The organism is Massilia sp. TWR1-2-2, from assembly GCF_049897565.1.
GTDB lineage: Bacteria > Pseudomonadota > Gammaproteobacteria > Burkholderiales > Burkholderiaceae_D > JAFCUW01.
Map to the genome: position 1 here is coordinate 166,594 of NZ_JAFCWM010000009.1, position 26,388 is coordinate 192,981.

26 protein-coding genes are annotated in these 26,388 nt (G+C 64.1%); 13 read left to right on the forward strand and 13 right to left on the reverse strand.

Going from position 1 to position 26,388, the window contains the following annotated elements; translation table 11 throughout:
• The first annotated feature begins 5 nt into the window (after window positions 1–5).
• The gene (locus tag ACP7DD_RS11065) at window positions 6–1,262 is read left to right on the forward strand and encodes a DUF4384 domain-containing protein (protein ID WP_426174859.1); all 1,257 of its coding nucleotides are present in this window, start codon (window positions 6–8) and stop codon (window positions 1,260–1,262) included.
• A gap of 82 nt (window positions 1,263–1,344) precedes the next feature.
• Complete coding sequence (locus ACP7DD_RS11070; protein ID WP_426174860.1) at window positions 1,345–2,823, forward strand: caspase family protein; 1,479 nt, start codon at window positions 1,345–1,347, stop codon at window positions 2,821–2,823.
• Here the strand turns inward: ACP7DD_RS11070 and ACP7DD_RS11075 are convergent.
• The 6 genes from ACP7DD_RS11075 to ACP7DD_RS11100 all read right to left on the reverse strand — a co-directional run bounded on the left by ACP7DD_RS11075 (window position 2,740) and on the right by ACP7DD_RS11100 (window position 7,012).
• Window positions 2,740–3,189 (reverse strand): hypothetical protein, encoded by a 450-nt coding sequence (locus tag ACP7DD_RS11075; protein ID WP_426174861.1) that lies wholly within the window; start codon window positions 3,187–3,189, stop codon window positions 2,740–2,742. The two genes, ACP7DD_RS11070 and ACP7DD_RS11075, sit on opposite strands and share 84 nt — an antisense overlap.
• A 115-nt stretch (window positions 3,190–3,304) precedes the next feature.
• On the reverse strand, window positions 3,305–4,456 hold the full coding sequence (locus ACP7DD_RS11080) for a serine hydrolase domain-containing protein (RefSeq protein ID WP_426174862.1): 1,152 nt from the start codon (window positions 4,454–4,456) through the stop codon (window positions 3,305–3,307).
• Window positions 4,457–4,477: 21 nt separating this feature from the next.
• Window positions 4,478–4,942 (reverse strand): CYTH domain-containing protein, encoded by a 465-nt coding sequence (locus ACP7DD_RS11085; protein WP_426174863.1) that lies wholly within the window; start codon window positions 4,940–4,942, stop codon window positions 4,478–4,480.
• A gap of 2 nt (window positions 4,943–4,944) precedes the next feature.
• Complete coding sequence (locus tag ACP7DD_RS11090; protein ID WP_426174864.1) at window positions 4,945–6,066, reverse strand: M14 family metallopeptidase; 1,122 nt, start codon at window positions 6,064–6,066, stop codon at window positions 4,945–4,947.
• Between the two features lie 80 nt (window positions 6,067–6,146).
• Complete coding sequence (locus tag ACP7DD_RS11095) at window positions 6,147–6,509, reverse strand: hypothetical protein (protein WP_426174865.1); 363 nt, start codon at window positions 6,507–6,509, stop codon at window positions 6,147–6,149.
• Between the two features lie 215 nt (window positions 6,510–6,724).
• A complete protein-coding gene (locus tag ACP7DD_RS11100) occupies window positions 6,725–7,012 on the reverse strand; it encodes a KGG domain-containing protein (RefSeq protein WP_426174866.1) in 288 nt (95 codons plus the stop codon).
• Window positions 7,013–7,451: 439 nt separating this feature from the next.
• Here ACP7DD_RS11100 and ACP7DD_RS11105 point away from each other — a divergent pair, with 439 nt between their 5' ends.
• The 6 genes from ACP7DD_RS11105 (at window position 7,452) to ACP7DD_RS11130 (ending at window position 12,368) form a co-directional block, all read left to right on the forward strand.
• Window positions 7,452–7,766 (forward strand): hypothetical protein, encoded by a 315-nt coding sequence (locus ACP7DD_RS11105; protein ID WP_426174867.1) that lies wholly within the window; start codon window positions 7,452–7,454, stop codon window positions 7,764–7,766.
• A 141-nt stretch (window positions 7,767–7,907) separates the two neighbouring features.
• Complete coding sequence (ypfJ, locus tag ACP7DD_RS11110) at window positions 7,908–8,795, forward strand: KPN_02809 family neutral zinc metallopeptidase (protein WP_426174868.1); 888 nt, start codon at window positions 7,908–7,910, stop codon at window positions 8,793–8,795.
• Window positions 8,792–9,685: an alpha/beta hydrolase gene (locus tag ACP7DD_RS11115; RefSeq protein ID WP_426174869.1), complete on the forward strand. Its 894-nt coding sequence runs from the start codon at window positions 8,792–8,794 to the stop codon at window positions 9,683–9,685. The genes ypfJ and ACP7DD_RS11115 overlap by 4 nt, the downstream gene beginning before the upstream one ends.
• Before the next feature lie 61 nt (window positions 9,686–9,746).
• On the forward strand, window positions 9,747–10,757 hold the full coding sequence (locus ACP7DD_RS11120) for a glycosyltransferase family 2 protein (RefSeq protein WP_426174870.1): 1,011 nt from the start codon (window positions 9,747–9,749) through the stop codon (window positions 10,755–10,757).
• Between the two features lie 3 nt (window positions 10,758–10,760).
• Window positions 10,761–11,303 carry a D-glycero-alpha-D-manno-heptose-1,7-bisphosphate 7-phosphatase gene (locus tag ACP7DD_RS11125; protein ID WP_426174871.1) on the forward strand — a complete coding sequence of 181 codons (543 nt, stop codon included), beginning with the start codon at window positions 10,761–10,763 and terminating at the stop codon, window positions 11,301–11,303.
• A 78-nt stretch (window positions 11,304–11,381) separates the two neighbouring features.
• Window positions 11,382–12,368 carry an NAD(P)H-quinone oxidoreductase gene (locus ACP7DD_RS11130; RefSeq protein WP_426174872.1) on the forward strand — a complete coding sequence of 329 codons (987 nt, stop codon included), beginning with the start codon at window positions 11,382–11,384 and terminating at the stop codon, window positions 12,366–12,368.
• A gap of 150 nt (window positions 12,369–12,518) precedes the next feature.
• Here ACP7DD_RS11130 and prsT read toward each other — a convergent pair whose 3' ends face one another.
• A complete protein-coding gene (gene prsT, locus ACP7DD_RS11135) occupies window positions 12,519–15,299 on the reverse strand; it encodes an XrtA/PEP-CTERM system TPR-repeat protein PrsT (protein WP_426174873.1) in 2,781 nt (926 codons plus the stop codon).
• Between the two features lie 229 nt (window positions 15,300–15,528).
• Here prsT and ACP7DD_RS11140 point away from each other — a divergent pair, with 229 nt between their 5' ends.
• The 4 genes from ACP7DD_RS11140 to ACP7DD_RS11155 all read left to right on the forward strand — a co-directional run bounded on the left by ACP7DD_RS11140 (window position 15,529) and on the right by ACP7DD_RS11155 (window position 19,475).
• The gene (locus ACP7DD_RS11140) at window positions 15,529–16,317 is read left to right on the forward strand and encodes a hypothetical protein (RefSeq protein WP_426174874.1); all 789 of its coding nucleotides are present in this window, start codon (window positions 15,529–15,531) and stop codon (window positions 16,315–16,317) included.
• Between the two features lie 107 nt (window positions 16,318–16,424).
• Window positions 16,425–16,601, forward strand: coding sequence for a DUF3606 domain-containing protein (locus ACP7DD_RS11145; protein ID WP_426174875.1), 177 nt, complete (start codon window positions 16,425–16,427; stop codon window positions 16,599–16,601).
• A gap of 167 nt (window positions 16,602–16,768) precedes the next feature.
• Window positions 16,769–18,877 (forward strand): ATP-binding protein, encoded by a 2,109-nt coding sequence (locus ACP7DD_RS11150; RefSeq protein ID WP_426174876.1) that lies wholly within the window; start codon window positions 16,769–16,771, stop codon window positions 18,875–18,877.
• 127 nt (window positions 18,878–19,004) lie between these two features.
• The gene (locus ACP7DD_RS11155; RefSeq protein WP_426174877.1) at window positions 19,005–19,475 is read left to right on the forward strand and encodes a hypothetical protein; all 471 of its coding nucleotides are present in this window, start codon (window positions 19,005–19,007) and stop codon (window positions 19,473–19,475) included.
• A gap of 131 nt (window positions 19,476–19,606) precedes the next feature.
• Here the strand turns inward: ACP7DD_RS11155 and ACP7DD_RS11160 are convergent, their stop codons facing one another.
• The 6 genes from ACP7DD_RS11160 to ACP7DD_RS11185 all read right to left on the reverse strand — a co-directional run bounded on the left by ACP7DD_RS11160 (window position 19,607) and on the right by ACP7DD_RS11185 (window position 25,623).
• Window positions 19,607–21,475, reverse strand: coding sequence for an AI-2E family transporter (locus tag ACP7DD_RS11160; protein WP_426174878.1), 1,869 nt, complete (start codon window positions 21,473–21,475; stop codon window positions 19,607–19,609).
• Window positions 21,476–21,665: 190 nt separating this feature from the next.
• Window positions 21,666–22,307, reverse strand: a complete 642-nt coding sequence (gene udk / locus ACP7DD_RS11165; protein ID WP_426174879.1) for a uridine kinase — start codon at window positions 22,305–22,307, stop codon at window positions 21,666–21,668.
• A 709-nt stretch (window positions 22,308–23,016) separates the two neighbouring features.
• Window positions 23,017–23,322, reverse strand: a complete 306-nt coding sequence (locus ACP7DD_RS11170; protein ID WP_426174880.1) for a hypothetical protein — start codon at window positions 23,320–23,322, stop codon at window positions 23,017–23,019.
• Between the two features lie 359 nt (window positions 23,323–23,681).
• Complete coding sequence (locus ACP7DD_RS11175) at window positions 23,682–24,236, reverse strand: fasciclin domain-containing protein (protein ID WP_426174881.1); 555 nt, start codon at window positions 24,234–24,236, stop codon at window positions 23,682–23,684.
• Window positions 24,237–24,331: 95 nt separating this feature from the next.
• Window positions 24,332–25,063, reverse strand: a complete 732-nt coding sequence (locus tag ACP7DD_RS11180) for an anti-sigma factor (protein WP_426174882.1) — start codon at window positions 25,061–25,063, stop codon at window positions 24,332–24,334.
• Window positions 25,060–25,623, reverse strand: a complete 564-nt coding sequence (locus tag ACP7DD_RS11185; protein ID WP_426174883.1) for an RNA polymerase sigma factor — start codon at window positions 25,621–25,623, stop codon at window positions 25,060–25,062. The genes ACP7DD_RS11180 and ACP7DD_RS11185 overlap by 4 nt, the downstream gene beginning before the upstream one ends.
• 313 nt (window positions 25,624–25,936) lie before the next feature.
• On the opposite strand from ACP7DD_RS11185, the gene ACP7DD_RS11190 reads away from it, so the two are divergent.
• Window positions 25,937–26,388 (forward strand): DUF4331 family protein (locus ACP7DD_RS11190; RefSeq protein WP_426174884.1); only part of this gene is annotated, 452 nt, incomplete at its 3' end.

Below are 26,388 nucleotides of genomic sequence, written 5' to 3' on the forward strand. Positions count from 1 at the left end.
TCAAGGTGTACCGTTTCTGGGAAGCCAATGGCACCGCCTATATGGTGATGCCCTACTATCACGGGCCGACGCTGAAGGAAGCCCTGATGATGCGTCCGGAGCCACCCGACGAGGCGTGGCTGAAGCGGCTGCTGGCGCCGCTGCTCGACACGCTGGCCTTGCTGCACGAGCAACAGTGCTTCCACCGCGACATCTCGCCCGACAATATCCTGATGCTCGAAGACGGCCGCCCGCTGCTACTCGACTTCGGCGCCGCCCGCCGTGCCATCGCCGGCATGACGCAGGAATTCACCGTCATCTACAAGCAGAACTACGCGCCGATCGAACAATACGCCGACACGCCGGCCATGCAGCAAGGCGCATGGACCGACTTGTTCGCGCTCGCGGCAGTGGTCCACTTCGCCATCGCCGGTTGCGCGCCGCCGCCGGCCGTGGCGCGTGTGATGATCGATCCCTATGTGCCGCTGGCCGAGCGCTTCGCCGGCCGCCTCAGTGCGGGTTTCCTGGCTGCCATCGACCGCGCGCTGTCGGTCCGGCCGGAGCAACGGCCGCAAAGCGCCGCCGAGATGCGCGCGCTGCTGCGGCTGGCCGATCGCCGCCGCGTTGCGCGGCCCGTCTTGCGCCCGCGCTGGCACTACCTGGCCGCCTGCGCCATCGCCGCAACGGTGATCGCGGCGGTGGTCGCGGCCGCAAGCGGCTATGCAACGCTGCGCAGCAAGGCGCCGCCGGCGGCACCGCCCGTTGCCGCCGCGCCGTTCGTCCCGGCCGCGGCGCTGCAGCATGTGGTGGCCGGCGCCAGCGCCGATGTCAACGCCGCGCAGCCGCGCGTTCAGATCGGCCGCGACCGCCTGAACTTTTCGGTGCGCGCATCGCACGACGGCTATCTCTACGTGCAGATGGTCGGCAGCGAACGCAGCCATTTCTGGCTGCTGTTTCCGAATGCCGTGGACAAGGACAACTTCATCAAGGCTGGACAGACCGTGACGCTGCCGCGCCGCGGCTGGCACATGGGGGTGGATGGCCCGCCGGGCACTGACCGTTTCGTCGCCATCGTGTCGGATGTACCGCGCAACTTTGACGGCGCCGGCCTTGTTGCCGGCGAACTTTTCTCCGAGTTTCCGATCGCGCGCGCCCGGCAAATGCACCGCAGTTACACCGGCGCGACGCCGCTGTTCGCCGGCACGCCCGACTGCACGGGCAAGCCCGGGTGTTCGCCTGCATATGGCGCGAGCATGTTTTCTGTTGAAGAGGTTGCGAATTAGGTACGCTTCGTTCAGCTAGGTAAATAAGCTTGAATTTTGTGATAATTTCAACTGTTGGCAGGTCGCCATTGGATGTGTCACCATGAAATTGATCGTGCGCGTTATTGTGGCTATGCTGATCATGCTGTCGGCAGTTGGCCGCGGCGCTGCCGAAAAGAAACTGGCCCTGGTCATCGGCAACGCCACCTATGTCAACGCCGTGCCACTGGACAATACCGTCAACGATGCCAACGATGTCTGCGCAGCGCTGCGCAAGCTCGACTTCGACGTGCTTTGCAAGACGAATCTCGCCACCAAGCGCGAATTCAAAGATGCCATCTTCGAGTTCAGCGGCAGGATCAACGACCAGACCATCGCCCTGTTCTACTACGCCGGCCACGGCGTGCAGATCGACGGCCTGAATTATCTGGTGCCGACCGCCGCTGCGATGCGCACCAAAAGCGACATCGAAGACGAGAGCGTGCAGATCAACTATCGGATGAACGAGCTCGAGGGGCGCCACGCGGCCCTCAATATCTTCGTGCTCGACGCCTGCCGCAACAATCCCTTCATCAACCCGATCCGCGGCTACACGCCCGCACGAGGGCTGGCCTCGCAGCTGTACGCGCCAAGCAACAGCATCATCGCAATGTCGACCGGGTTGGGCCAGCTCTCGCTCGACGGCACCGGTCGCAACGGCACCTTCACGAAAAATCTGCTGAAATTTCTGCCAACGCCACGCCAGCCGATCGAGGACATGTTCAAGGCGGCCAGCGGCGACACCAGCGTCGAGGCCAGATCGCTCGGCCATCGCCAGGATCCGCAAGTGACCACGTCGTTTGCCGGCAAGTTCTGCCTGGCCGGCTGTTCCGACAAGCGGCTGGCCAGCGACGCCGAACTCAATGCCAAAGCGGCGCAACTGGACAAGCTGCAGGTGGCGATCGCGCAGACCCGGGCCAAACAGCACGAGCTGGCCGAGCAGACGGCCGCGCTGCTGAAGAAGCAGGCCGAGCTGGACAAGCTCAGGAGCAGCGTCGAGCAAGCCCCGAGCGGCAAGGGCCGCGACGCGGTACAGCAGAAAAACGCGATGACCTCGGTCAATGCCGAACTCAGCGCGTCGACGGCCAAGCTGGCCGAGATGGAAAGCATGAAAGCGGCGCTGCTGCAAAAGCAGCTTGAACTGAGCAAGATCCTCGACACGCTGGCCGTTCAGCAAGCCGGCCGTCAACCTGCAGCTGTCACAGGCGCGTGCCGTCGCGGTGCGCGACTACCTGGTCAACAGCAAGCATATCGATGCCGCAAGATTAGACCCGATCGGCAAAGGCGACCAGCACCTGATGAACAAGGCCAATCCGATTGCGGCCGAGAATCGGCGCGTCACGCTGGTCAATTTGTCGCGGTAGATCGTCCCGGCAAGTTCGCCCTATACAGACTCCGACGATTGGGGCGGGAACAAGGACCCTACTTCGGCAGCCGGATATGGGATTTCACTGAACTGTCAGATCGGGTTGCCTCGCACATCTTCAGCGTACACGAGAACTTGACGCCGTCGTCCCTTGGGCCAAATAGATTCGGTACCTGATGGTCGAAGAATCCACACACTTCGACGCCATTCCAGATGGCCGATAACTTTGCCGGCCTGGTCGTGGTACACCGAGCGCCACGACCGCACCGCCTTGTCGCCCCACAGCGCCAGCTGGGTCAGGATGCTGATCACGGCGACGCGGGCGATGATGATTTCCACGCGCTGCGGCAATTCCAGCGTCAGGCTGCCGGCGTACACGGCGAGCGCGGCGATCACCGGCCAATACGTCGCGTGCAGCACGCGCATCGCGAAATCGTCGAGCCTGGTGGGGGTTCGCCGGGCGATTACCGCGACATGGCGCACAATAATCATCCTGGCGAGCATGGCGGCCAGGTACAGACCGAGGGCGATGGCGAACGCCATCGTCCATCGGGCCATTGCATTGCCGAGCAACTCGTCTTCGATTGGGCCTTCCCTGACGCTGCAAGAGAAGTTTGACCGCAGGGCCCCCGATAGTTCCTGCCAGCCGTCGCCCGCGTCAGCGTGCGGGAATCGCCTCGATGACGCGGCGGGCGAATTCGGCCGAGTTGCCGGCGTGCCAGCGCCAGACGATCACCAGGTCATGATCCGGCGACACGGTGATCGTGTTGCTGCCCGCGCCCAGCGCGCCGTAGGCGTTGGCCGGCAAGCCGGGGAAGTTCTTGCCCTTGGTGTTGAGCCACCACAGGTAGCCGTAGTCGGGCCCGTGCTCGCTTGGCGCGAGCGCCGCCTTGACGTAGGACGCGGGCAATATCTGCTTGCCTCCCCAGGCGCCGCCGCGCAGCCACAGGTAGCCGAAGCGCGCCATGTCCGACGAATTGATCCACATGCCGCCGCCCCAGCGGGTGCCGCCGCTGACCGAGGGCGCGCGCTTGCCGCCGAGCTCGACGTAGCTGTTGTGGTAGGGCACCCACTTCCACGAGGTCGACGCGCCGATCGGTCCCATCACCTCATCGTGGAACACCTCCGGCACCGGCTTGTCCAGCACGCGCAGCAGCGACAGCGCCATGCGGTTGATGCGCACGTCGTTGTATTCGTAGAACGTGCCCGGCCGCTGCAGCGCCCGCGGCTTGCGCTCGCCCTGGCCGTAAGCGGCGGCGCCGACAAAGTCGTGCTGCTTGCCCCAGATGGCGCCTTCCCATTCCGACTCCTGCTGCAGGTGCTGGCGCCAGGTCACCGCGGCGTTGCGCGGTGACTCGTAGCCGCCATCGAGCACGCGCTTGCCCACCGACTCGTCCAGACTAGCAATCTTGCCGTCGCGCTGAGCCACCGCGGCAACCGTCGAGAGCATGCTCTTGGCCACCGAATAGGTCGGGTCGACGAACGCCGTGTCGCCGAATTCAGCCACCACGAACCCCTTGTAGATGACCAGGCCGTTGGTGCGCGCACGCCGCGTCGGCATCGAACCGAGCAGCGTGCCGAAGGTGGCCTCCTGGTCGGAAAAGTCGAGCGCGCGCGTCGTCTCGTGGTTCCTGGCGTAGCTCACCGCCGCTTCCAGCAGCGCCGGGTTCAAACCCATCTCGGCCGGCGTCTTCCTGGCCCAGTCACCAGCAGGCGGGAAATACTGCGGCTCGGCAGCCTGCACGGCAATCGGCACCAGCACGGCCGCAACACACAGGCGCCAGGCGGCGCGCCGGCACAATGTCATCATCTGCAACTTTCTTTGGAATGGCTACCAGCTTGAAAACGGATGGCGCACCAGGTTGGAGTTGTAATAGCGCCGGTCGCCGGTGACGTCGTCGCCGATCCACTCCGGCTTGTCGAACTGCTGGTCTTCGGCGCCGAGTTCGATTTCGGCCAGCACCAGGCCCTCGTTGGCGCCGAGGAACTCGTCGACCTCCCAGGTGTTGCCGGCAAAGTCAATGCGGCGGCGGTACTTTTCGACGATCGGTTGCTCGCACAGGCGTTCGAGCAACTCGTTGGCGTCGGCCAGCGAAATCGGATACTCCCACTCGCCGCGGGTGGCGCCGACGCTCTGGCCCTTGATGGTCATGCAGGCGTGCTCGCCTTCGACGCGCACCCGCACCACCCGCGCCGGATCGGACGACAGGTAGCCCTGGCGCAGCAGCACCGGCGCACCAAGCGCGCGCCAGCCGTCCGCTGCGAGCAAGAACTTGCGCTCGATCTCGACGCCCATGATCAGTCCAGCGACTGCAGGATCGGCTGCAAGATAGCCTCGCCGAGCAAGCTGCTGCGCGCGCCGTTCCAGCCGGTGCAGGTATCGGGCAGGTCGGCGTTGTCCTTGAACGGCATTTCCAATGTCAGCGACAGGCACTTGAACGTGTGGCCGATGTACTTCGACGCCAATGTCAGCATGTCTTCGTTGTACTTGCTCGCGGCGTAGCCATACACGTTCTGGAAGTCAGGGCTGGCCGCCATGTACTGGTCGACGAACGCCTTTTGCCTGGCCGCGCGCTCGGGCGTGAAGTCGGCCAGCATCTCGTTGCCGGCCACGAAGTTGTACGGCAGCGCTTCGTCACCGTGGATGTCGAAGAACATGTCGCAGCCGACTTCGTGGATCTTGTTCTTCACGCACAGTACTTCAGGGCTGCGCTCGAGCGAGGGCGTCATCCATTCGCGGTTCAGGTTGGCGCCGGCGGCGTTGGTGCGCAGGTTGCCGCGGTAGGCGCCGTCCGGATTCATGTTCGGCACGATGTAGAACACGGCGCGCTGCAGCAGCTTGCGGGCGACCGGGTTGGCGTCGTCGAGCAAGGCGTCGAGCATGCCTTCGACGAACCACTCGGCCATCGTCTCGCCAGGATGCTGGCGCGCGATGACCCAGATCTTGTTGGCCGCCGACGCCTTGCCGACCACGACCAGGTTCATGTCGCGCCCGTCGACCGTGCTGCCGATGTCGATCACGCGCGCCAGCGGGTTTTCGGCCACTTCGCCGAGCAGGCGCAGGTGGCGCTCCCACGAGTACGGCTCGAAGTAGGCGTAGTAGACGCTGTCGAGTTCTGGCGTGTGGCTGATCGTCATGACCTGGCCGTCGAAGCTGGTGGCAACGCGGAACCACGTCTCGCCGTCATAGCTGGCGCAGGCCTGGTAGCCTTCGAAACCTTTCGGATAGGTGGCCTGGCCGGCGTTCAGGAAGCGGATCGTGCACGCCTGCCCGCGCGCGCCCTGCAGGCGGAAGTGGAACCACTGGTGGATGTCCGCGTGCGAATCGCTGCGCAGGTTCAGGTCGATCCGGGCGGCACTGTCGGCGGCCACCACGTCGATGGCGCCGGAGTCGAACAGCTGGCTGATTTTGATGGGCATGGAAGATCCTTGAAAAACGGGTTCACGAAGATGAGCATGATACCCGTATTTCAGGCGCCGCCGACAGCGGCGCCGCTGCCTCAGGCGTCGAGATTGATCAGGTCGCCCTGGTAGTGTTCCATGATCTGGCGCATCAGTTCGACATTGCCACGGTCGAGCAGCACGGTCAGGTTCGGTTTGCGGTCGAGCTCGATGGTCATGCGGATGAAATCGTTGAACTGACGGCACTGCACGCTGAGCGCGCGCGGGGTGACCTGATCGTCCCAGTCGTGCTGGTAGATCGCCGGCGGCGCCGGCGGCTGCAGCAGGTTCGGATCCTGGTTGACCGGCAGGTGCTCGAGCAGCCAGAACACGATCGACGCCGGCACGAAGACGCCCGACTCTTTCGCTTCACGGTAGGAAAATTTAAACAGCAGCAAGTTACCCACCTGATCGCAGGACATGCACATGCTCTTGACTTGACGGATAACCGCTTGTTTCACCACGAAATTCCCCAGGGTAGATTGAAAAGGCGCGACGATTCTACCCCATCCATTCTGGCGAATGGGTCAAACTGGAATGGGAGAGCGGAAATAAAAAGCGGGGAGCTGACGCCCCCCGCCGCACCACGGGCCTGGCCGCCCGACGCCAGCGTCACTGCCGGCGGCGGCGCCCCAGGCTACTTCTTGCTGCCGCTCGAACGACCCGACTTGCCGCCTTCCGCGCCGCCGCCTTCGCCGCCGCTGCGGTTGCCGCCGCCCTGCTCGGACTGCTTGCTGCCGCCCTGCTCGGCCTTGCTGCCGGCGCGCTCGCTGCTGTGCGAGCGCGACTCCGCCGACTGCCGGTTGCCGTGGCTCATGCTGCCGGCCTTGCGGGCTTCCTCGGACGTGAACTCATGCGCCGTGCCTTTCTGGTGTGCTGCCTTGCCGCCCTCGCTGGCTATTTCGCGCTGACGGGCCGGATCCATGGATGCGAATCCGCGATTCTTGGTACCGCCCCCCTGGCTTGCGCTCTGGTTGCCGCTCTGCTTGTTGCCTTGGTTACCCTGATTACTTGAAGCCATGGTGAACCTCCCTCATCTGTTCAATCCGCCGCGATTGCGGAGGTCGATGCCCGATCCGTTCTACGGCAAGGCCGTTGAGCGAGCAGGTGAAACCATCTTATGCAGCGGGGATGGATGAGGGTATAGGACGAAAGCAGCCGACTTTGTAGGACAACAGGCGACAGAAAATGCGCAAAATAAAAGCTTCGTCCGCTGGAAACGTCCCGTCAGCGTGCGTCCTACATCGGCTCGGTCGGTATTCCTATTCTGAACCGCGTAGCGAACCTGCATGATGGCAATCTAATATCGCGGGCGCGACCGCGCCGCAGTTCACCGCTTTTTCACTTCCACAAAGGAAACCACCATGACCACGTCGAATCAACGCAGCACGGACAACAACCAGACCGACAACGGCGGCAACGAGCTGAACGTGTCGTCCTCGCGCGCCTTTTCGAAAGACGACACCACGTCGACGCCGGACGGCGTGACGCAGGTGCGCGAGTCGAATGACGTTGCCGGCGGCCTGCCGAAAAGTCCTGGCGGCAAACACCTCGCCGCCGACCAGAAAATGGACGACGACACCGGCTTGTCGAACACCGCCAACCAGCCGCCGGCCAACCCCGACCGGCAAGACCTGCAGAGCAACGTCGGCCGCCGCTCCGACGGCACGCCGGACTAAGCGGCAGGCCGGGCTGCCCTCGCCCGCCGGGGGCGCCCGGCGAAATTTCCCAAACGCAGCCAACGTAGCGCTGCCATTCCCAGCAAGCGCGTATATTCTTGGCAAAAGCACACCTCATCAATAATTCAGCAGGAGAAGCATATGAAATGGGAAGGCAATCGCGAGAGCGATAACGTCGAAGACCGCCGCGGTGACGGCGGCGGCGGCGGCGGTGGCGGCTTTGGTTTCGGTGGTCGGTCGATCGGTATCGGCACCATTGCCATTGCGCTCGTCGGCTCGTACTTCCTGGGCGTGAGCCCAATGACGATCATCAACATGCTCAGCGGCGGCGGCGGCGCCGTGCCGGTGCAGCAGGAACAAGGGCCGGCCCAGCGCCCGCCGGCGTCCGACACGCAGGCCAAGTTCGTCTCGACCGTGCTGGCCGACACCGAGGACACCTGGGGCGAGCTGTTCCGCGCCCAGAACGCCCAGTACATCAAGCCGAAGCTGGTGCTGTTTACCGGCGCTACCCAGACCGCCTGCGGCACCGGGCAGAGCGCGTCCGGACCGTTTTATTGCCCCGGCGACCAGAAGGTGTACATCGACCTGGCCTTCTTCCGCCTGATGGAGCAGCGTTTCAAGGTCACCGGCGAATTCGCGCAAGCGTATGTCATCGCGCATGAAGTGGGACACCACGTCCAGCACCTGCTCGGCATCGACCAGAAAGTCGCTGCGCTGCGCCAGGGCGGCAACGAGCGCCAGGCCAACGCCGCCTCGGTGCGGCTTGAACTGCAGGCCGACTGCTTCGCCGGCGTCTGGGCGTTCCACGCCAACCGCTCGCGCAGCATCCTTGAAAAAGGTGACGTCGAAGCGGCGCTGACCGCCGCCACCGCGATCGGCGACGATACGCTGCAGCGCCAGTCGCAAGGTACCGTGGTGCCCGACTCGTTCACGCACGGCACGTCGGCTCAGCGTGTGCGATGGTTCAACAAGGGGATCGACACCGGCCAGTTCGAGCGGTGCGACACCTTCAACGCGCGCCAGCTGTGAAGTGGCTCGCCTTCGGCGCCGGTATCGTCGCGCTGGGCTCTCTGGTTGCCTGCTCGCCGCTGACGGCGCTCAACGCACTGTCGCCGGCTATCGGTTCCGACAGCAACGTCGACATCGCCTACGGGCCAGGCGCGCGCAACAAGCTCGACATCTACCGGCCGGCAAAGGCCAGCGCGGCCTCGCCGGTGGTGGTGTTCTTTTACGGCGGCAACTGGAGCACCGGCCAGCGCCGTGACTACGCCTTTGTCGGCCGCGCCCTGGCCGCGCGCGGCATCGTCGTCGTCATTCCCGACTACCGGCTGTATCCCGAAGTGCGCTATCCCGACTTCCTCGACGACTCCGCGCAGGCGGTAGCGTGGACCGCCAGGCAGATCGCGACCTACGGCGGCGACCCGGCGCGCCTGTTCGTCATGGGCCATAGCGCCGGCGCCTACAACGCGTCGATGCTGGCGCTCGACCCGCGCTGGCTCGGCAAGCAGGGCATGGCGCCGAGCGCGCTGACCGGCTGGATCGGCCTGGCCGGACCCTACGATTTCATCCCGATCGTCAACCCGACGGCGCGGCCGGTGTTCCATTATCCGAACACGCCGACCGATTCGCAGCCGGTCAACCATGTCTCCGGCCCGGCGTTGCCGGCGTTGCTGATCGCGGCGCGCAACGACAAGCTGGTCAATCCGGTGCGCAACACCGGCGGCCTGGCAAACCGGCTGCGCGCGGCCGGCGTGCCGGTCGAGGAAATCTACTACGACGGCGTCAGCCACACCACGCTGGTGGCCTCGATGGCCGCGCCGCTGCGCACGCTCGCGCCGACGGTCGATGCGGTGGCGCGCTTTGTCCAGGCGAGCGCGAAGCGTCCCATTGATGCAGGTTCAACCCGCGTGACGCAGTAAGAACCGCCGCCCCGACGGCGTGATCCAACTCGAACAAACAGGTAGTGTTCGTGGGGGAGCCATGCCGTCGACACCAGCAAACGCCGCCGACGCAATCGGTATCGAAATATCGGTCGTTGTCCCCACCCGCGGCAGGCTCGACCTGCTCGACCGTAGCCTCGACGCGCTGACCCGCCAGGACTACCCGGCCGGCGCCTACGAAGTCATCGTCGTCGACGACGAGCCCAGCCGCAACACGCTGCAGCTGGTGGCCGGCTGGCGCGCGCGCACGCTCGACCGTGATGCGCGCCTGGTGTATGTCGCCAACGACGGCGCGCATGGGCTGGCGGCGGCCCGCAACCTCGGCTGGCGCAGCGCGCGCGCGCCCATCATCGCCTTCACCAATGACGACACGGTGCCGGCCACCGGCTGGCTGACGCAGGCCATGGCCGCCTTCGACGCCGGCACCGACGTGCTGTGCGGCCGCGTGGAAACGCCGACGCCGGCGCCCGCGCACCGCGACGACGTGGCCAGCGACAGCGACGGCGCGGTCGAATTCGTCGCCGCCAACTGCTTTTGCCGGCGCCGCGTGCTCGAAGCGCTGGACGGCTTCGACGAGCGCTTCCGCGACGACTGGCGCGAGGACAACGACTTCCACTTCCGCCTGCTGGAGATGAACGCCAGCATTGTCTCGGCGCCGCAGGCGGTCGTCGTGCATCCAGTGCGGCCGGCGGCATGGGGCGCGAGCCTGTTCCAGTTGCACAAGATCAGCTTCGACGCGCTGCTCTACAAGAAGCATCCCGCGCTGTACCGCAAGAAAATCCGCCGCCAGCCCTGCTGGGAGGACTACGCGATCGTGGCGGCACTGGCGGTCGGCGTGCTGGGCTTGGTGGTGGGCCACGAAATCCTCGCCGTCGCCGGCTGGGGCGCCTGGCTGGTGCTGACCGCAATGCTGTGCATCCGGCGGCTGCAAGGCAGCAGCGCGAGCGTGGCGCATGTGGCCGACATGCTGTTCACGTCGGCGCTGATTCCGCCGCTGGCCGTATTCTGGCGCCTGCTCGGCGCCATCAAGTACCGCGTCCGCTTTGCCTGACCGATGAAGACCGTGTTCCTCGACAAGGAAGGCACGCTGGTCGACGACTTCGCCGGCCCGTGCCGCTTCACGCTGCGCAGCGGCACCGGCCCGGCGCTGCGGCTGCTGGCGCGGCTCGACTATCGGCTCGTTGTCGTCAGCGACCAGGCGCCGATCTGGATCGGGCCCGGCGACGACGACGCCATGGCGCCGGTGGCGCACCGGCTGGGCGACCTGCTGTTTCGCGAACGCCTCACGCTGGAAGGCTTTTACCACTGCACCCATGATCCGCAAGGGTCGTCGACGCGCTGCTTCTGCCGCAAGCCGCAGCCGGGCATGCTGCTGACGGCGGCAAAGGAGCTGGCGATCGACTTGCGCGCCTCGTGGATGGTCGGCGCCACGCTGCATGACATCGAGGCGGGCAACCGCGCCGGCTGCCGCACGCTGCTGGTCGACAACGGTCACGAGAAGGAATGGCGGCTGGGGCCGCGCCGGGTGCCGACGCGCATCGCACCCGATTTGTATGCCGCGGCGCTGCTGATCGCCAGCGAGGGGGACACGCGGTAGGCGGTCGATTGCACGTGCTGTTTCGACGCGTCAGCCAAGGCTCTTGTATGCTTGGCTAACGAAACGAGGAGACAGACCATGCGCGCAATCGAAATTACCCAGCCGGGCCCGCCCGATGTCTTGCAACTGTGCGAGCGGCCGATACCGGCAGTGACGCCGGGCCACGTGCTGATCCGCGTGCACGCGGCCGGCATCAACCGCCCGGACGTGTTGCAGCGCACCGGCAACTATCCGGTGCCGCCAGGCGCGTCCGACATTCCGGGCCTGGAAGTGGCCGGCGAAATTGTTGACGGCGACCTTGCCGGCAGCGGCTTCGCGCTCGGCGACATGGTGTGCGCGCTGGTGCAGGGCGGCGGCTACGCCGAGTATTGCAGCGCCGCGCTGTCGCTGTGCCTGCCGCTGCCGAAAGGCATGAGCGCGCTGCAAGCGGCATCGCTGCCGGAAACGTTCTTCACGGTATGGAGCAACGTGTTCGACCGCGGCGCGCTGGCCGACGGCGAAACGCTGCTGGTGCAGGGCGGCTCATCGGGCATCGGCGTGACTGCAATCCAGCTTGCCAAGGCCCTGGGGCACACGGTGTTCGCCACTGCCGGCTCGGATGAAAAATGCCGTGCCTGCGAAGCGCTGGGCGCCGACCGCGCCATCAACTACCGCACCGAGGATTTCGTCGACGTCGTCAAGGCCGCCACCGGCGGCAAGGGCGTCGACGTCATCCTCGACATGGTCGGCGGCGACTACGTCCCGAACGAAATCGGCTGCCTGGCCGACGATGGCCGGCTGGTCATCATTGCGCTGCTGGGCGGCGCCAACGCGACGATACCGCTGGGCCAGATCCTGCGGCGCCGGCTGACGGTGACCGGCTCGACGCTGCGTCCGCGCCCGGTGTCGTTCAAGGCGCAGATCGCCGCGCGGCTGCGCGAGCGCGTCTGGCCGCTGCTCGAAGCGGGCGCGATCAAGCCGGTGATCTACAAGACGTTCCCGCTGGCCGACGCTGCGCTCGCGCACGCCTTGATGGAGTCGAGCGAGCACGTCGGAAAGATCGTGCTCGAGGTGGCGCCGCGCTAAGCCCAACAAGCTGGGGTCAGGTCTGACATTCGGACATTTCAACCCGAAATGCTGGTGTCAGGTCTGACATTCGGACATTTCAAGGAGCGAACTGTCCGAATGTCAGACCTGACACCGGAAATTAGACACCGGAAATTATGACAGCGAAAATTACTGCAGCTGCTTGAGCAAGGCGCGCGCCTCGTCGGCCTGCGCGAACTTCATGTTGCCGGCCATGAGCACCTCGAGCTCCTTGCGCGCGGCCGTCTTGTCGCCGGCCTTGAACAAGCCCATCGCCATGTGGTAGCGGATGTCGCGCGCCTGCGGCGCCAGGGCGCTGGCCTGCTTGAGCAGCGGCAGGCCGCGCGCGGTGTCGCCCTGCTCGACCAGGATCCAGCCGAACGTATCCATCACCATCGGCTGGTCGTTGGCCAGCTTGTACGCTTGCGCGGCAATGTCTGCCGCCCGGGTATCCTGCGACAGCTGGTAGGCCAGCGCCAGGTTGTTCAGCGCCACCACGTTCGCCGGCTGCTGTTTCAGTATCGATTCAAACTGCGCCGACGCCGGCTTGTACTGCTTGTCAGCCATCATCGTTTCGCCCTTGTACAGCTGCGCGCGGACGTCATCGGGATGCTGGCGCAGCCACGCCGCCAGGCGCTTGCCACCCTCGTCCTGCCGGCCGGCTGCACGCAGCGCGTTGACCGACTTGACCATCAGTTCGCTCGTCTTGCTCAGCTCCATCGCCCGCTCGAACGCGTCGAGCGCCAGTTCCGGCTTGCCTTGCGCCATGTTGATGTCGCCCTGCAGCTGGTAGCCGGCCGCCCCTTTCGGGTGGTTGCGCTGCATGCTGGCCGCGGTCATCAGCGCCAGCTCGTTCCATCCCTTGCGGACATACAACTCCGCCAGCGCCAGCTGGGCCGCCGGAAAGTCGGGCTGCATCGCCAGCGCCGCCTTCAGGTAATCCTCGGCCTGCGTCGGCCGCTTCAACAGCAGGTGCATCGCCGCGACCTGCATCTGCGCGTGCGCCGAGCGCGGCAGTGCCACCGCCAGTTTCTTGTACGTGTCGAGCGCCTGCTCCCTTTCGCCATTGGCAAGCTGGCCCTTGCCAAGCAAGTCCAGCAAGTCCGGATTGTCGCGATGGATCACTTGCAGCTTGGCCGCCGTGTCGAGCGCCTTCTGGGTCTTGCCGGTCTGCAGGTATTGCGCGACCAGGTTGACCGCCGGCGCAATCGCATTCGAATCGGCCGCGTTGGCCTGCTCCAGCCACTTGGTGGCGTCATCGTTCTTGCCTTCGCCGGCGGCGAGCGTGGCCAGCGCGGTCATGACGTCGCTGTCGGTCTTGTTGTTGGCGAGGAAGGCGAGCAGGGTTTGGCGGGCCGCCTCCGGCTTCTTCTCGCGCATGTCGAGCTGCGCGAGGTTGGCGGCGCCCGGAAAGTACGCCGGCTGGATCGTCAGCGCCTTGCTGAAGCTGGCGCGCGCCTGCGCCAGGTCCTGCTTGCCGACGTAGACCAGGCCCTTCAGTTCCTGCACGGCCGCATTGTTCGGTTGCGTCTTTTCCAGCGCCAGCACGGCATCGTACGCCTTGTCGATATGATTCAAGCTCAGTTCGGTGCGCACCAGCGCGATCCCGGCCTGCGGCGACTTGACGTCGAGCGTGGCAGCGAGCTGCAAGTCATTGACCGCCTGCGCCTGGTCGCCTGCGCCAAGCCGGCTCAGCGCCAGCGACGTGCGCAGCTTGGCCGCTTTCGGTTCCAGCGCGCTGGCTTTTTCGAACAGCTCGGTGGCCTTGCCGAAGTGGCGCGCCTGCATGTACGACTCGCCGGCCAGCGCCAGCACCTGCGCATCCCGGCGCGGATCGTTCAGCGCAGGCGCCAGCACCGTCAGCGCGTCGGGCGTGTGGCCGGTACGCAGCAAGGTCGACGCCAGCAACTTGCGCGCATACACATTGTCCGGATTCTTTTCGAGGTAGTGGCGCAGGTGGTGCTCGGCCTGGTGCAGCGAACCGAGGTTCAGGCTGATGGCGCCGGCCAGCAGCACGCTTGGCATGTGATCCGGCGCCACGCGCAACACCCGGTGCATCGCATCCTGCGCGGCGGAGTACTTGCCTTGCGAGAAGTCCAGCAAGGCTTGCGTATAGTTCAGCAGCACGCTGGTCGGCGCGAGCTTCCTGGCGATATCGAGGTCGGCCTGGGCCGACTCGAACTTGCCGATCGCCGTCTTCAGGTAAGCTTTCTCGATGTGCGCCGAGCGATGTTGCGGCGCGATCGCCACCACCTTGTCGTACGCCGCCAGGGCCTGCTCCGGCTGGTTCTGTGCGCGCAGCAGGTCGCCCTTGAACAGCAGTGCATCGGTGTTGCGCGGCTCGGCTGCCGTGGCCCGGTCGGCATAGCGGACGGCGCTGTCGACATCGCGCGCCAGCACCGCCACGCGGCCCATGCCGATCAGCGCCGGCGTGAACGTCGGCCTGGTGGCCAGCGCCGCCGAATAAAGTTGTTTGGCCTCATCGCGCTTGCCCATGGCGAGCAGCGCATCGGCGCGCACGCAGAGCAACTCGGCACTTTGCTTCACGCGCGCCTCGGCCGCCGTTTCGTCCAGCACTTTATGGAACAATCCCTGCATCTGCAAGGATTTGCCCAGTACCGGCAACGCTTGGGCGCCGCGATAGCCGTGCTTGAGCGCCATGCGGATTTCTTTCTCGGCGCTGACGCCGTCGCCCGTGTCGAGGTAGACCGTGGCCAGCTCGTAGCGAGTCTCGGCGTCATCGGGCGCCGTTTCGACGACGTTTTTCAGCACGATCGCCGCGGCGCTCAATTCGCCCTTCTGATGGTAGATCTTTGCCTCGGCCAACGTTCCGGGGGCCAAATCGCCCTTGCAGCCGGCAAGCACGGAGGTCAGCGTGACGGCGCCCGCAGCACTAAACCACAGGAAACTTTTGTTGTTAAGTTGCAACATCCAAACCCTCGCCAGCCGGCCGTTCAACGATGTTGAATGTTGGCATGTTAGCAGCATAGTAGCAATAAATTTCCTAGCTACAAGCCAGTGTTACGGCATTTGTCGGGATTACTTACAACGTCCGACAACGAATTATGCAATCCATCGATAAGTCGCTGTTAATAAACAGTTGTTTATTTTAGGCATGATTAATGCTTAAATGATCTCAAACAATAAGGGATCGTCCAAAATGAAAAACCTGTTCAGCGTCGTGCTCGCCGCCTGCCTCGCGTTCGCCGTGGCCGGCGCCAGCGCCGGCGGCATCAGCGACATCGGGGTCAACGGTTACTGGGGCGGCGACGGCCACGGCTACAACGACGTCATCGGCAGCAGCACCTACGACATCCAGGGCGCCACCATCACCCGCGTCGGCAGCATCCTGACGGTAGCGATCGCGACGAACTTCGCCGGCCACGCCGGCGCGCAGCCTGGCAGCGCGCCGGGCGGCATCGGCTATGGCGACGTGTTCCTGTCGAAAATGTGGAACCCGTTCGGCACCGATTCGCACCACACCAACGACAACGCGGTCAACGGCACGCTGTGGAATTACGGCCTCAGCCTGGATAACCGCTGGAGCAACACCGGCGGCGACTTCATGCTCTACAAGCTGAACGGCGCCACGAATGCCGCGAATATCTACAATTCCGAGCAATTCATGAACTGCGACATCGGTAGCGAGTGCTACTACCGCAACGGCCAGGCCACCGCCGTCAAGCGTGACTCGGGCACCGTGAGCAACACCGGCCTGACCGGCAAATGGTCCGTCACCACCGACCAGGAACTGCGCTTCGTCATCAACATTGCCTCGAGCGACCTGATGAACTTCGCCTCGTTCGCGATGCACTGGGGCGAGACTTGCCAGAACGACGTCATTGAAGGTGCCGTCAGCATGGTGCCGACGCCCGGCAGCGTCGCGCTGATCGTGCTTGGCCTCGGCGCCCTGCTGTTCTGGCGTCGCCGCCAGAGCACTGCCGAGTAAAGGCAGCAGTAAGCGCAGCGCAAGGTGAAGCAGCGAACAGATATCATCCAAGCAAACATGCAATCCTCTGGTACCGACAACTTCGTCGCATCTACGGGAGGAAAGCCATGTCAGACAATCTGCAGAAAGCCGGCTCACAAGACCGCAGCCGCATCAACGTGAACGAAGCGTGGGAAGTGAAGCACTGGACCGAAGCGCTCGGCGTATCGAAACAACAACTCGAAGACGCGGTAAAGGCGGTCGGCACCTCGGTGGTGGCGGTAAAGTCGCACCTGGGCAAGTAATCGCCGCCTGAAAATCTGGGGTCAGGTCTGGCAATCGGACATGCACGATACGACATGTCCGATTGTCAGACCTGACCCCAGCTGTTCGCACGGAATCCGGTTCAGCCAAGTTACATGCAATTTGAATGCAGGCATACACCCTATCCAACAGTTTCCCGGCGCCGCGCATGGCTAGTTCAGTTCCAGAGTTCGAATACCTGCCTCAAGAAGGCGAGATGGTGGGGCTGCTGCGCAGCACCGACTGGTCCCGCAGCAGCCTGGGTATGCCCGGCACCTGGCCCGAAACGCTGCGGCTACAGCTCAACGTCTGCTTCGATTCGCAGTTCCCGATTGCCATCTGGTGGGGCCCGGACCTGGTCCAGTTCTACAACGACGCCTACCGCCCTATCCTCGGCGCCACCAAGCACCCGGCGGCCTTCGGCCGGCCAGCGGTCGAGACCTGGCCTGAAATCTGGCCAACCATCGGCTCGATGGTCGAACAGGTGGTGCAGCGCGGGATCGCCGTGCGCGGCGACGACATGCCGCTCGTCCTCGACCGCAACGGCTTCCCAGAACTGTGCCACTTCACGTTTTCGTACAGCCCGATCCGCTCCGTTGATGGCCGCATCGACGGCATGTTCACGGCGGCGGTGGAGACCACCGCGCGCGTGCTGGCCGAGCGCCGGCAGGCGTTCCAGCTGACCTTGGCCGACCGCCTGCGCGGCCTCGTCACCGCCGACGACATCATCGCCACGGCGACCGAGCTGGTACGACAGCATCTCGACGTCGCGCGCGTCTACTACGCCGAGGTCGACGACGAGGCCGGCACCTTCCGCATCGATCAGCGGTGGACGCAAAGCGGCGACCTGCCCGAGCTGCCCTCGCACGGGAACATCGCCGACTTCGGCGCGCACCTGCTGCAGACCTTGCGCGCCAACGAGGCAATCGTGGTCGATGACATCGGCGCCGATCCGCACCTGCGCGCGTTCGCCGGCGCTTTCGGGCAGCTTGGTATCGCGTCGATGGTGATCGTCCCGCTGTTCCAGTCCGGTCGCTGGCGCTGCAACTTCAATGTCGTCCACGCGCTGCCGCGCCGCTGGAGCCAGGCAGACGTCGCTCTCATTGCCGATGTCGCCGAGCGCACCTGGAATGCGGTCGAGCGAGGCCGCGCCGAAGAAGCGCTGCGCATGTCGAGCCAGCTGAAGGACGAATTCCTCGCCATGCTCGCGCACGAACTGCGCAATCCGCTGGCGCCGATCAGCGCTGCGGCCGACCTGCTGTCGGCGCTCAACCAGGATATGGCGAGTATCCGCAAGACCAGCGCCGTCATCAAGCGCCAGGTGGCGCACATGACCGGACTGGTCGACGACCTGCTCGACATCTCGCGCGTGACGCGCGGCCTGATCACGCTCGAATCGAACGAGATCGACCTGCGCGACATCCTGGCCGACGCCGTCGACCAGGTGCGCCCGCTGATGGCGCTGCGCGGTCACACGCTGCAGTTCGACCTGCCGCCGGCTGCCGCCATCGTGCGCGGCGACCGCAAGCGGCTCGTGCAGGTGGTGGCCAACCTGCTTAACAACGCCGCCAAATACACGCCGGCCGGCGGCCACCTGACATTGAGCGTGACGGTGCAGGACTCGCAGGCATCGGTGGCGGTGACCGACGACGGCATCGACATGGATGCAGACCTGGTGGGCCGCGCCTTCGAGCTGTTCACCCAGGGCAAACGCAACGCCGACCGCTCGCAAGGCGGATTGGGCATTGGCCTGGCGCTCGTCAAGACGCTGGTGGAACTGCACGGCGGCACGGTACGCGCGCGCAGCGAGGGACTCGACCGCGGCAGCGAATTCATCGTCACCTTGCCGACGATCGCGCCCGCGGCGCCTGGCCCGGTGACGCGCCCCGCAGCGCACGCGCTGGCGGCGCCGTTGAAGGTGCTGCTGGTCGACGACAACGTCGACGCCGCGCTGATGCTCGCCATGCTGCTCGAATCGGCCGGCCACGACGTCGCGGTCGACCATACTTGCGGGGCGGCGTTGCAGCGGGCGCCGTCCATGGTGCCCGACGTCTGCCTGCTCGACATCGGCCTGCCCGACCTGGACGGCTATGAACTGGCGCGGCGCCTGCGCGCGGAACCGGCGACGGGCGCTTCGGTGCTGGTGGCGGTGACCGGCTACGGCCAGCAGTCCGACCGCGACGCCGCGCGTGGCGCCGGCTTCGATCATCACTTCACCAAGCCGGTCGACGGCAATGCGCTGATGGCGCTGCTGGCAGACCTGCGCGGCGGCAGCTAGCCTGCGCGGGTACGAGCCATCCACAGCATGCGCACCGACCGAGCGGCAAGCCACCGCCGTCGGCAGCTACCTCAAACAGTTCGACCGGGCCGCCACCAGGGGACATGGCGACGCCGCCCTGGTCTCGATGTTCAAGGAAGCGTTTGCTGGCATGCACAGCAGTATCGGCGCCGCACCCTCCCCGGGCGGGTGCGCGGCCAGCGCCGTGCAACTGGAGGCGCAAGACCACGCCGCCATGACGGGCCTGGCCGACTTCAGCTCTGCAATCACCCAGACGCCGGACGCGGTCAATCCGATGCGTCCCGCCGAGCAGGACAACTTCGCCTATCAGGTGTCGCGAGAGACCAGTGTTGGCGGCCGCAGCCAGGCCGATCGCTGGTTCTCGCAGCAACAGAAATTCCAGCTCAGGGCCAGCTATCACACCCCTTCCGTGCCCGGCACCGAGCTGCGGCTCGGTCGCAGCGCCGAATCGCAGAATTACAATTATCATGAGATCGACGACGACGAAAAGCGCCGCGACGAGCGCCTTCAATTGCTGGCGAGCCTGAGCGGGCAGGTGTTGCTGCAGGCGTATCCGAATGCGCACCTGGGCAAGTAATCGCAGCCTGAAAATCTGGGGTCAGGTCTGACAATCGGACATTCTCGATACGAAATGTCCGAATGCCAGACCTGACACCGGGTGTTTTGTGACCGCGGGTGTTTGCCAACCACAGCAACCGCAACTGCGGCTTATGCCGGCACCGGCGCCTCCGGCGTCAGCAGCGCCACGCCTTCCTCGTACGTTCGCAGCACCATGTCGACGCTCTGCTCGACCACCGACTGGTCGGCGTCCCTGTCGTCGGGACTGAGGCGGATCGTCACCACCAACGCTTGCGGCAGGCGCTCCCTGAAGTGGCCGGCCACCACTTGCCATTGAACCAGCGTGTCCTTCAGCGGGTACGTCAGGAACACGGTCGACACCAGGTTGCTGCGATCAGGTCCGGGACCTTCGTCCGGCGCCGACACCGATACGCTGCGCGCGTCGAGCCCGACTTCGCGCAGCGACAGCACGAACAGCTCATTGAGCAAGTCATCGCGCTCGTTCGGCAGGCCGGCGGCGAGCGCAATCGACCCTGGCGGCACGTCGAGCGACCCCTGCCAGCGGCCAAGATGGAGCTGGCGCATCTGGCGCAGATGGGCGCCGACGTTCGCATCGAGCATCGATATGCGGCGCCGGCCGCGGCTTTTGCGCGCACTGCCGGAGATCGGCACGACCGCCTCGGCCAGCGCCGCGATCGTGGCGCGCACCTTGTTCTGCTGCGCCTTCTCGATACGCCCGGTCGCATATTCGTCGGCGCCGAGCGCCAGGCCTGGCAGCAGCACCTGGTCGCAATAGCGGGCGAAGTTGAACTTGCGCAGATAGGCGTGGGCATCGCGAATGATCGCGTCCGCGTCGCCGGAAATGATGCGGTGATAGAAGCGCTGCGCCTCGCTGGTGTTGGGCGTATCGGCAAACAGGATCGTGATTGGTTCAAGCGCGCGGACGTGGCGGCCGGCGACGACGAGGCACAGCGTCAGCGGCGTAGACAGCAGCAGGCCGACGGGCCCCCACAGCGCGCCCCAGAACAGCGCCGACACCATCACCGCCAGCGGCGACAAACCGGAGCTGTGGCCATACACCTTCGGTTCGACCACGTTGGCGACAATCAGCTCGAGGCCGACGAATATCGCCACACACGTCAGCGCCAGCGTCCAGCCAGGATCGATGGCGGCGACGAACAGGGCGATCGCCGCGCCGGCAACCAGCGCGCCGAGGTACGGCACGAAGCGCAGCAGCCCGCTCAGGGCGCCGAACAGGGCCGCGTGCGGAACGTCGGCGGCCCACAGCGCGGCGCCGACCACGGTGCCGAAGACGACATTGACCAGGAACTGCGAAAAGAAAAACCGCGACACGCCTTCGGTGGCGTCGCCCAGCGCGCGCATGGTGCGGCCCACTTCACCCTTCCCCGCCAGGCGGACCACGCGGTCGCGCAGCGATTCGTGTTCGAGCAGGATGAATATCAGCAGCACCAGCACCAGGCCCGCTTTGCCGATCGGACCGGACACCAGCGACAGCAAGCGCGTGACCGTGGCGGTGGTCGACAATTCAGGCGTGCGGATCTCGACGGCGATCGGCTTGTTCTGACCGGCCGCCAGGGTCGGCCCGCCGCGGCGGGTTGGCGCCGGGGCCACCGGCAAGGCGGGCGCCACCGCGCGCAGCTCGGCCTGAATGCGCGCGAACGGACGCTCGGTGATCTCCCTCACCGTCTCGAGCTTGGTCTGGATGGCCGCGCGGTACTGCGGCAAGTCGGCGGTGACGGCGACCATCTGCGCGGCCAGCACGATGCACACGCCGAGCACGCACACGCTGCTCAGCAACACCGCGATCAAGGTCGATGGCATTTGCCCCATTCCTGTCCTGGCGAGCGCGCGGACCAGCGGCGCCAGAATGAGACTAAGGACCAGCGACAGAGCGAGCGGCTCGAGCACGTCGCGACCGAAATAGAGCAGGCCCAGGATGCAGGTTGCGGTCAGAACGGAGCTTGACGTCACCTTGGAAAATGAAGCACTGCTACTCATTGGCGGACTCGCTGCAGGAAAGGCGACTATCCTGTCACTAGGTAAAACGTTGACTATAACCAAAAATGGGGGCCGCAGCAAACGCCGGGGCACTCAGGCGCATAAGGTCTGTCACCGTTTGAAACGCATGCGTTGCCGTTAGGATGAAGGAAATGGCCTCAGCAAATGCCGGAACCATCAGCAGCTCGGATCAGGGCTTTTTCAACTGGCGGATGACGCTCGCCACCTTGGTGGTGATGACATCGACCGCCGGGCCGTTCGCGCCATGCGGCAAGATGACATCGGCGTGACGCTTTGTCGGCTCGATGAACTGCTTGTGCATCGGGCGCACTGTTTCCAGATACTGGGCAACGACGCTGTTTACCGAGCGACCGCGTTCGGTAATATCCCTTTGCATGCGGCGAATGAAGCGCACATCGGGCGCGGTGTCGACAAAGATCTTCAGCGACATCATCTTGCGCAGGTCCGCGTCATACAAGGCAAACAGGCCTTCGATCACGATGACCGGGGCTGGTTTGACTCGAATGGTCTTGTCGGAGCGGTTGTCGATGGTGAAGTCGTACTCCGGCATGTCGATCGCCTCGCCATTGCGCAAGGCCTGGACGTGCTGTACCAGCAGGGGCCAGTCGAAGGCCTGCGGATGGTCGTAATTTTGCTTGCGGCGCACTTCAGGGGAGAGATCGGATTGGTCGCAGTAGTAATCGTCCTGCATCACGACCGAGACCATCTCGGCGCCGAACGACGCCAGCACTTGCTGGGTCACCGTTGACTTGCCACTGCCGCTTCCGCCAGCGACACCAATGACAAACGGAAGGTTTGAGTTCTTGTTCATCCCCGAATGATACCGGAGCGGCGATGGAACTGACAGGGCTGACAGCCTGATGAGTATTTGGTCTTTGGTGCGTTCTGCGCGCAGTTACATACGAACTGCACTGTCAGGGTTGTACCGATTAACGCGAACAGCAGATCGATGTACGTACTCAACAGAAAACGCATTGCCCGCTGCACCTGACTTTCACTCTGCCGTATCGAGACAGATTCAAACACGGCTAACGGCCTGTCGCACAAGCCCTGAGGATAAACAATCGGCAGCCACGGTATTTCGTGTCGACGGGCCTTCCCGGCGCTACCTCCGACTACTATGACCTCTGCTGAGACCCCGCTCCGGCTTGCACCGTCGCCCTTTCAGGCACAAGGCGGGGCGTCCCCAGGTAAGGGCCGCACTCCTTCATCACACAACCGCCGCATTTACGCCACTTCTCATTGACCACAAGGGCTTTGCGGTTTCTCGCCCGCTCGCCCTGATCGGCAGCGCCTTCTATGCGATTCGTGTCCCTCGGCTCATGATTTATGCTCCACGCTTCCTTCCCACACTCGGTTGCCCTCATGCAGTTGCGCTTCACTTCGCTCACTGTGGTCAGCTCGCGGCGGGACTTTCACCCACAGGAGTGCGCCCATGCTGGGCGCACGAGAAAAAGCTCCCTTTCGGGAGCTGATTGTAGTCACATGCACGTTACGCCAACCGAATGGACCGGCCTCGACTAGAAGGCGTATTTAAATACGTTATATGCGGCGACCAGCACGGCCAGACCCAAAATTGCAGCGAGGGCGGGATGCACCACCAGGCGCATGCGTCGCTTGCTATAGACACGACGACCCTTGATCCACACCTTTGCCTCCGCTTCCGCGCGAAGAAAGGCTACCTTCATCGCATCTAAGTGAGTGTTCTCGTAATCGGTAGCGGGGAAGTCGATCTGCCCTGCTTCCTTGCCATTGTCAAACAGATGCAGATTCCAACCACGTCCGGGAGCCTTGGCGTCTGGGCGAATGTCGTACGTGTAATTCATTTTTGCTTCCTCGTTGGAGCGGATTTCATAGCGGAGCGCGAGCCACAAACCAAGCGTTTGTCTTTTGCTTCAAGGATTACTTGTCGATAGGTTAGCAATTTCCACGCGGCAGTTCTGTGCGGCGGCTAACATAACCTTTCGACAATGAGAAATAAAAAAGCCCCTGGATTAACAAGGGCTTTTCGAGGCAAGCAACAGGTATCGGGCTGGGCCCGTGCAGGCTAAGTTTCGGCGCGTGGCGTTCCGCCACCGAACATCGCTTGACCCATCGGCTGACTACACAGGGTCAGCCTCGCAGCACGCTTTTGGACGGCTTCCCGCCGGGTTGCCGCCACCGCGGCAGCCCGCCCGCAGCACAATTACTTCGGCATCAGCACCGTATCGATGACGTTGATCACGCCATTCAACTGGTAGACATCGTAGGTGCTGATGTTGGCGGTGTTGCCCGCTTCGTCCATCGCGACGATGTTATGCATGCCGTTCATGTGGAACATCAGCTTGCCGCCGCTCGCGGTCGCCAGTTCGGCCTTGCCATTGCCCTTCTTGATGGCGCCCTGCAGCGCCTTGAAATCATACTTCCCCGGCACGACGTGGTAAGTCAGGATCTTGGTCAGCGTCGCTTTGCTTTCCGGCTTGACAAGCGTATCGACGGTGCCGGCGGGCAGCTTGGCGAACGCTGCATTGGTCGGCGCAAACACCGTGAACGGGCCCTTGCCTTTCAACGTTTCGACCAAGCCGGCAGCTTTGACCGCGGCAACCAGCGTCGTGTGATCCGCCGAGTTGACGGCATTGTCGACGATGTCCTTCGACTGCAACATGCTTTGGCCGCCGACGATAATGGTATTGGCGGCCAGCGCTGTGCCGGCGGTTGCAAATGTTGCGGTCAGAACGAGTACGGTAACGAGCTTTTTCATGATGACTCCTGGTGTGATTGTTTGCATGTGCATAAATTTATACGCGGCCACAACCACACCAGATTCACAATTTATTCTAACGGCAACTCGCGCAGTTAAATCTGCACCAGTGCGCCCTTATACAAGATCGGTCCCGTTGGCCCGTTTGGATTTGGCGAGCCGCCTTTTTGCTCCAGGCTGACTGCCAGCAGAGGCGTCGAGCCCGGTGTGACATCGCCCGGCATCGCCAGCGTCACCGCGCCGTTGGCCGCGAGCAGACCCAGCGAGCGCGGTGCGCCCTGCTTCGGCAACGCCCACAACTGCAGAACCTTGTCGGCAGTGACGGCCGAATCGCCGATGACCCTGACCATCAGCGTGCGCCGTACGGCGTCCGCGGTAACAACGACCGCGGCCTGCGCGTTCTCGCCGCTCAGTGCCGCAACGTAGGAAACTGCGGGGGCGTCGACAACCGGGGCGCGCGTTGCGAGGACGAACACGAGCAGCATCGCGACCGCGCTTGCACCGAGTCCAAGGCCGCGCCAGAAATTCAGGCTGTCGCGCAACCGACCGGAAATCGCTGCTTGCACTGGCGCCATGCGCAGCGCCGCCAGGTTGAGCCTGCGCTCGATGCCGGCCCACACGCTCGCCGGCGGCTGCACGGAAGATGAAAGTTCGGCCAATGGATGAAGCGTACTCTGCCAGCGCGTGACCGCCTGCGCCAGGGTCGCATCGATCTCGATCCACTGCTCGAAGCGGCGGCGCGCACCGCCCTTGAGCGTGCCGAGCACGTACTCGGCCGCCAGCTGTTCGCGGAGCACTTCATTGCGCTGCAAATTGCGGTGATTCATGCGCGCTCCAGTTTCGACATGCAACCGCGCAGGCGTTCGAGGCCGCGCCGGATCCACGTCTTGATTGTACCTATCGGCAATTTCAACTGCTCCGCCACTTCACTGTGCGACAGGTCGTGATAGAACGCCAGCGCGATGGCCTGCCGATGCATTCCTTCCAGGCGCGTGAGGCATTGCGCCAGCGATTTCGCGTCGCCGCTCAATTGCAGCGCTTCGAACGGCGTCGCCGCGCCACTTTCCAGCGCTTCCATCACGGCCGGATCGAAGGTGTCGGCATCGATCTCCACGCCGGCGCCCGTCACACCGGCGCGCCGCAGCGCATCGAAAGCCTTGTTGCGCACGATCGTCGTCATCCACGTCATTGGCGCCGCAAGCGCTGGCTGGTAGCTGGCGGCATTGTTCCAGATGCTAATGTAGCTCTCCTGCAGCACTTCCTCGGCCCACTCTTTCTTAATCAATATACGCGTGGCAAAGCCAAACAGTTTCGGCGAAGTTGCGTCGTACAGACGGCGGAAGGCCACGGCGTCGCGTTGTGCGACCGCCGCGAGCCATTCCCGCATTTCAGTTTGCTGCGGATCGATAGATGACACGAGATTATCCGTTCTAGAATTTTGGCCGAGCTAGTGGTGTCCAGCGTTGTGAAGAGCGCAACAATTATAGACGAGAACTTCTCGTGTTTCCGAGCCACCGTGCCGTTTTACGACGGCATAAAAAAATAAGTTCAAAAGTTTGAATCCATTTCCAAAAAGACTTCGTATATGAGCTTAGGAGCACGAAGTAACGTTCAAACAACTCCGCGGCGCAGCTGCATCCCACATAACCAAAGGAACGATCATGGACAAGACCAAACGAACCAACCTCTTGCTAGCAAGTATGATTTCAGGCGCCGTGCTGGCAGGCGCATTCGCGCCGGCGCAGGCGTCGAGCCACCGCGAAGCGCCGTTCCTGACCAAGGCGCCAAAGGTCGACGGCACCGACTTCTACATGTTCCGCAGCTACGCCGCCGGACGCGAAGGCTTCGTGACGATGATCGCCAACTTCCAGCCTTTCCAGGATCCGCAGGGCGGCCCGAACTTCTACCAGTTCGACGAAAACGCGTTGTACGAAATCCACATCGACAACAACGGCGACGCCAAGGAAGACATCACGTTCCAGATGCGCTTCAAGAACACCTCGAAAGGCATTGCGCTGCCAATCGGCGGCAAATCGGTACGCATTCCGCTGATCAATTCGAGCACCATCTCCGGCGTCAACCCGGCGTCGCTGAACGTGCGTGAAACCTACACCATCGACATGGTCAAGGGCGACCGCCGCTCCGGCACGCG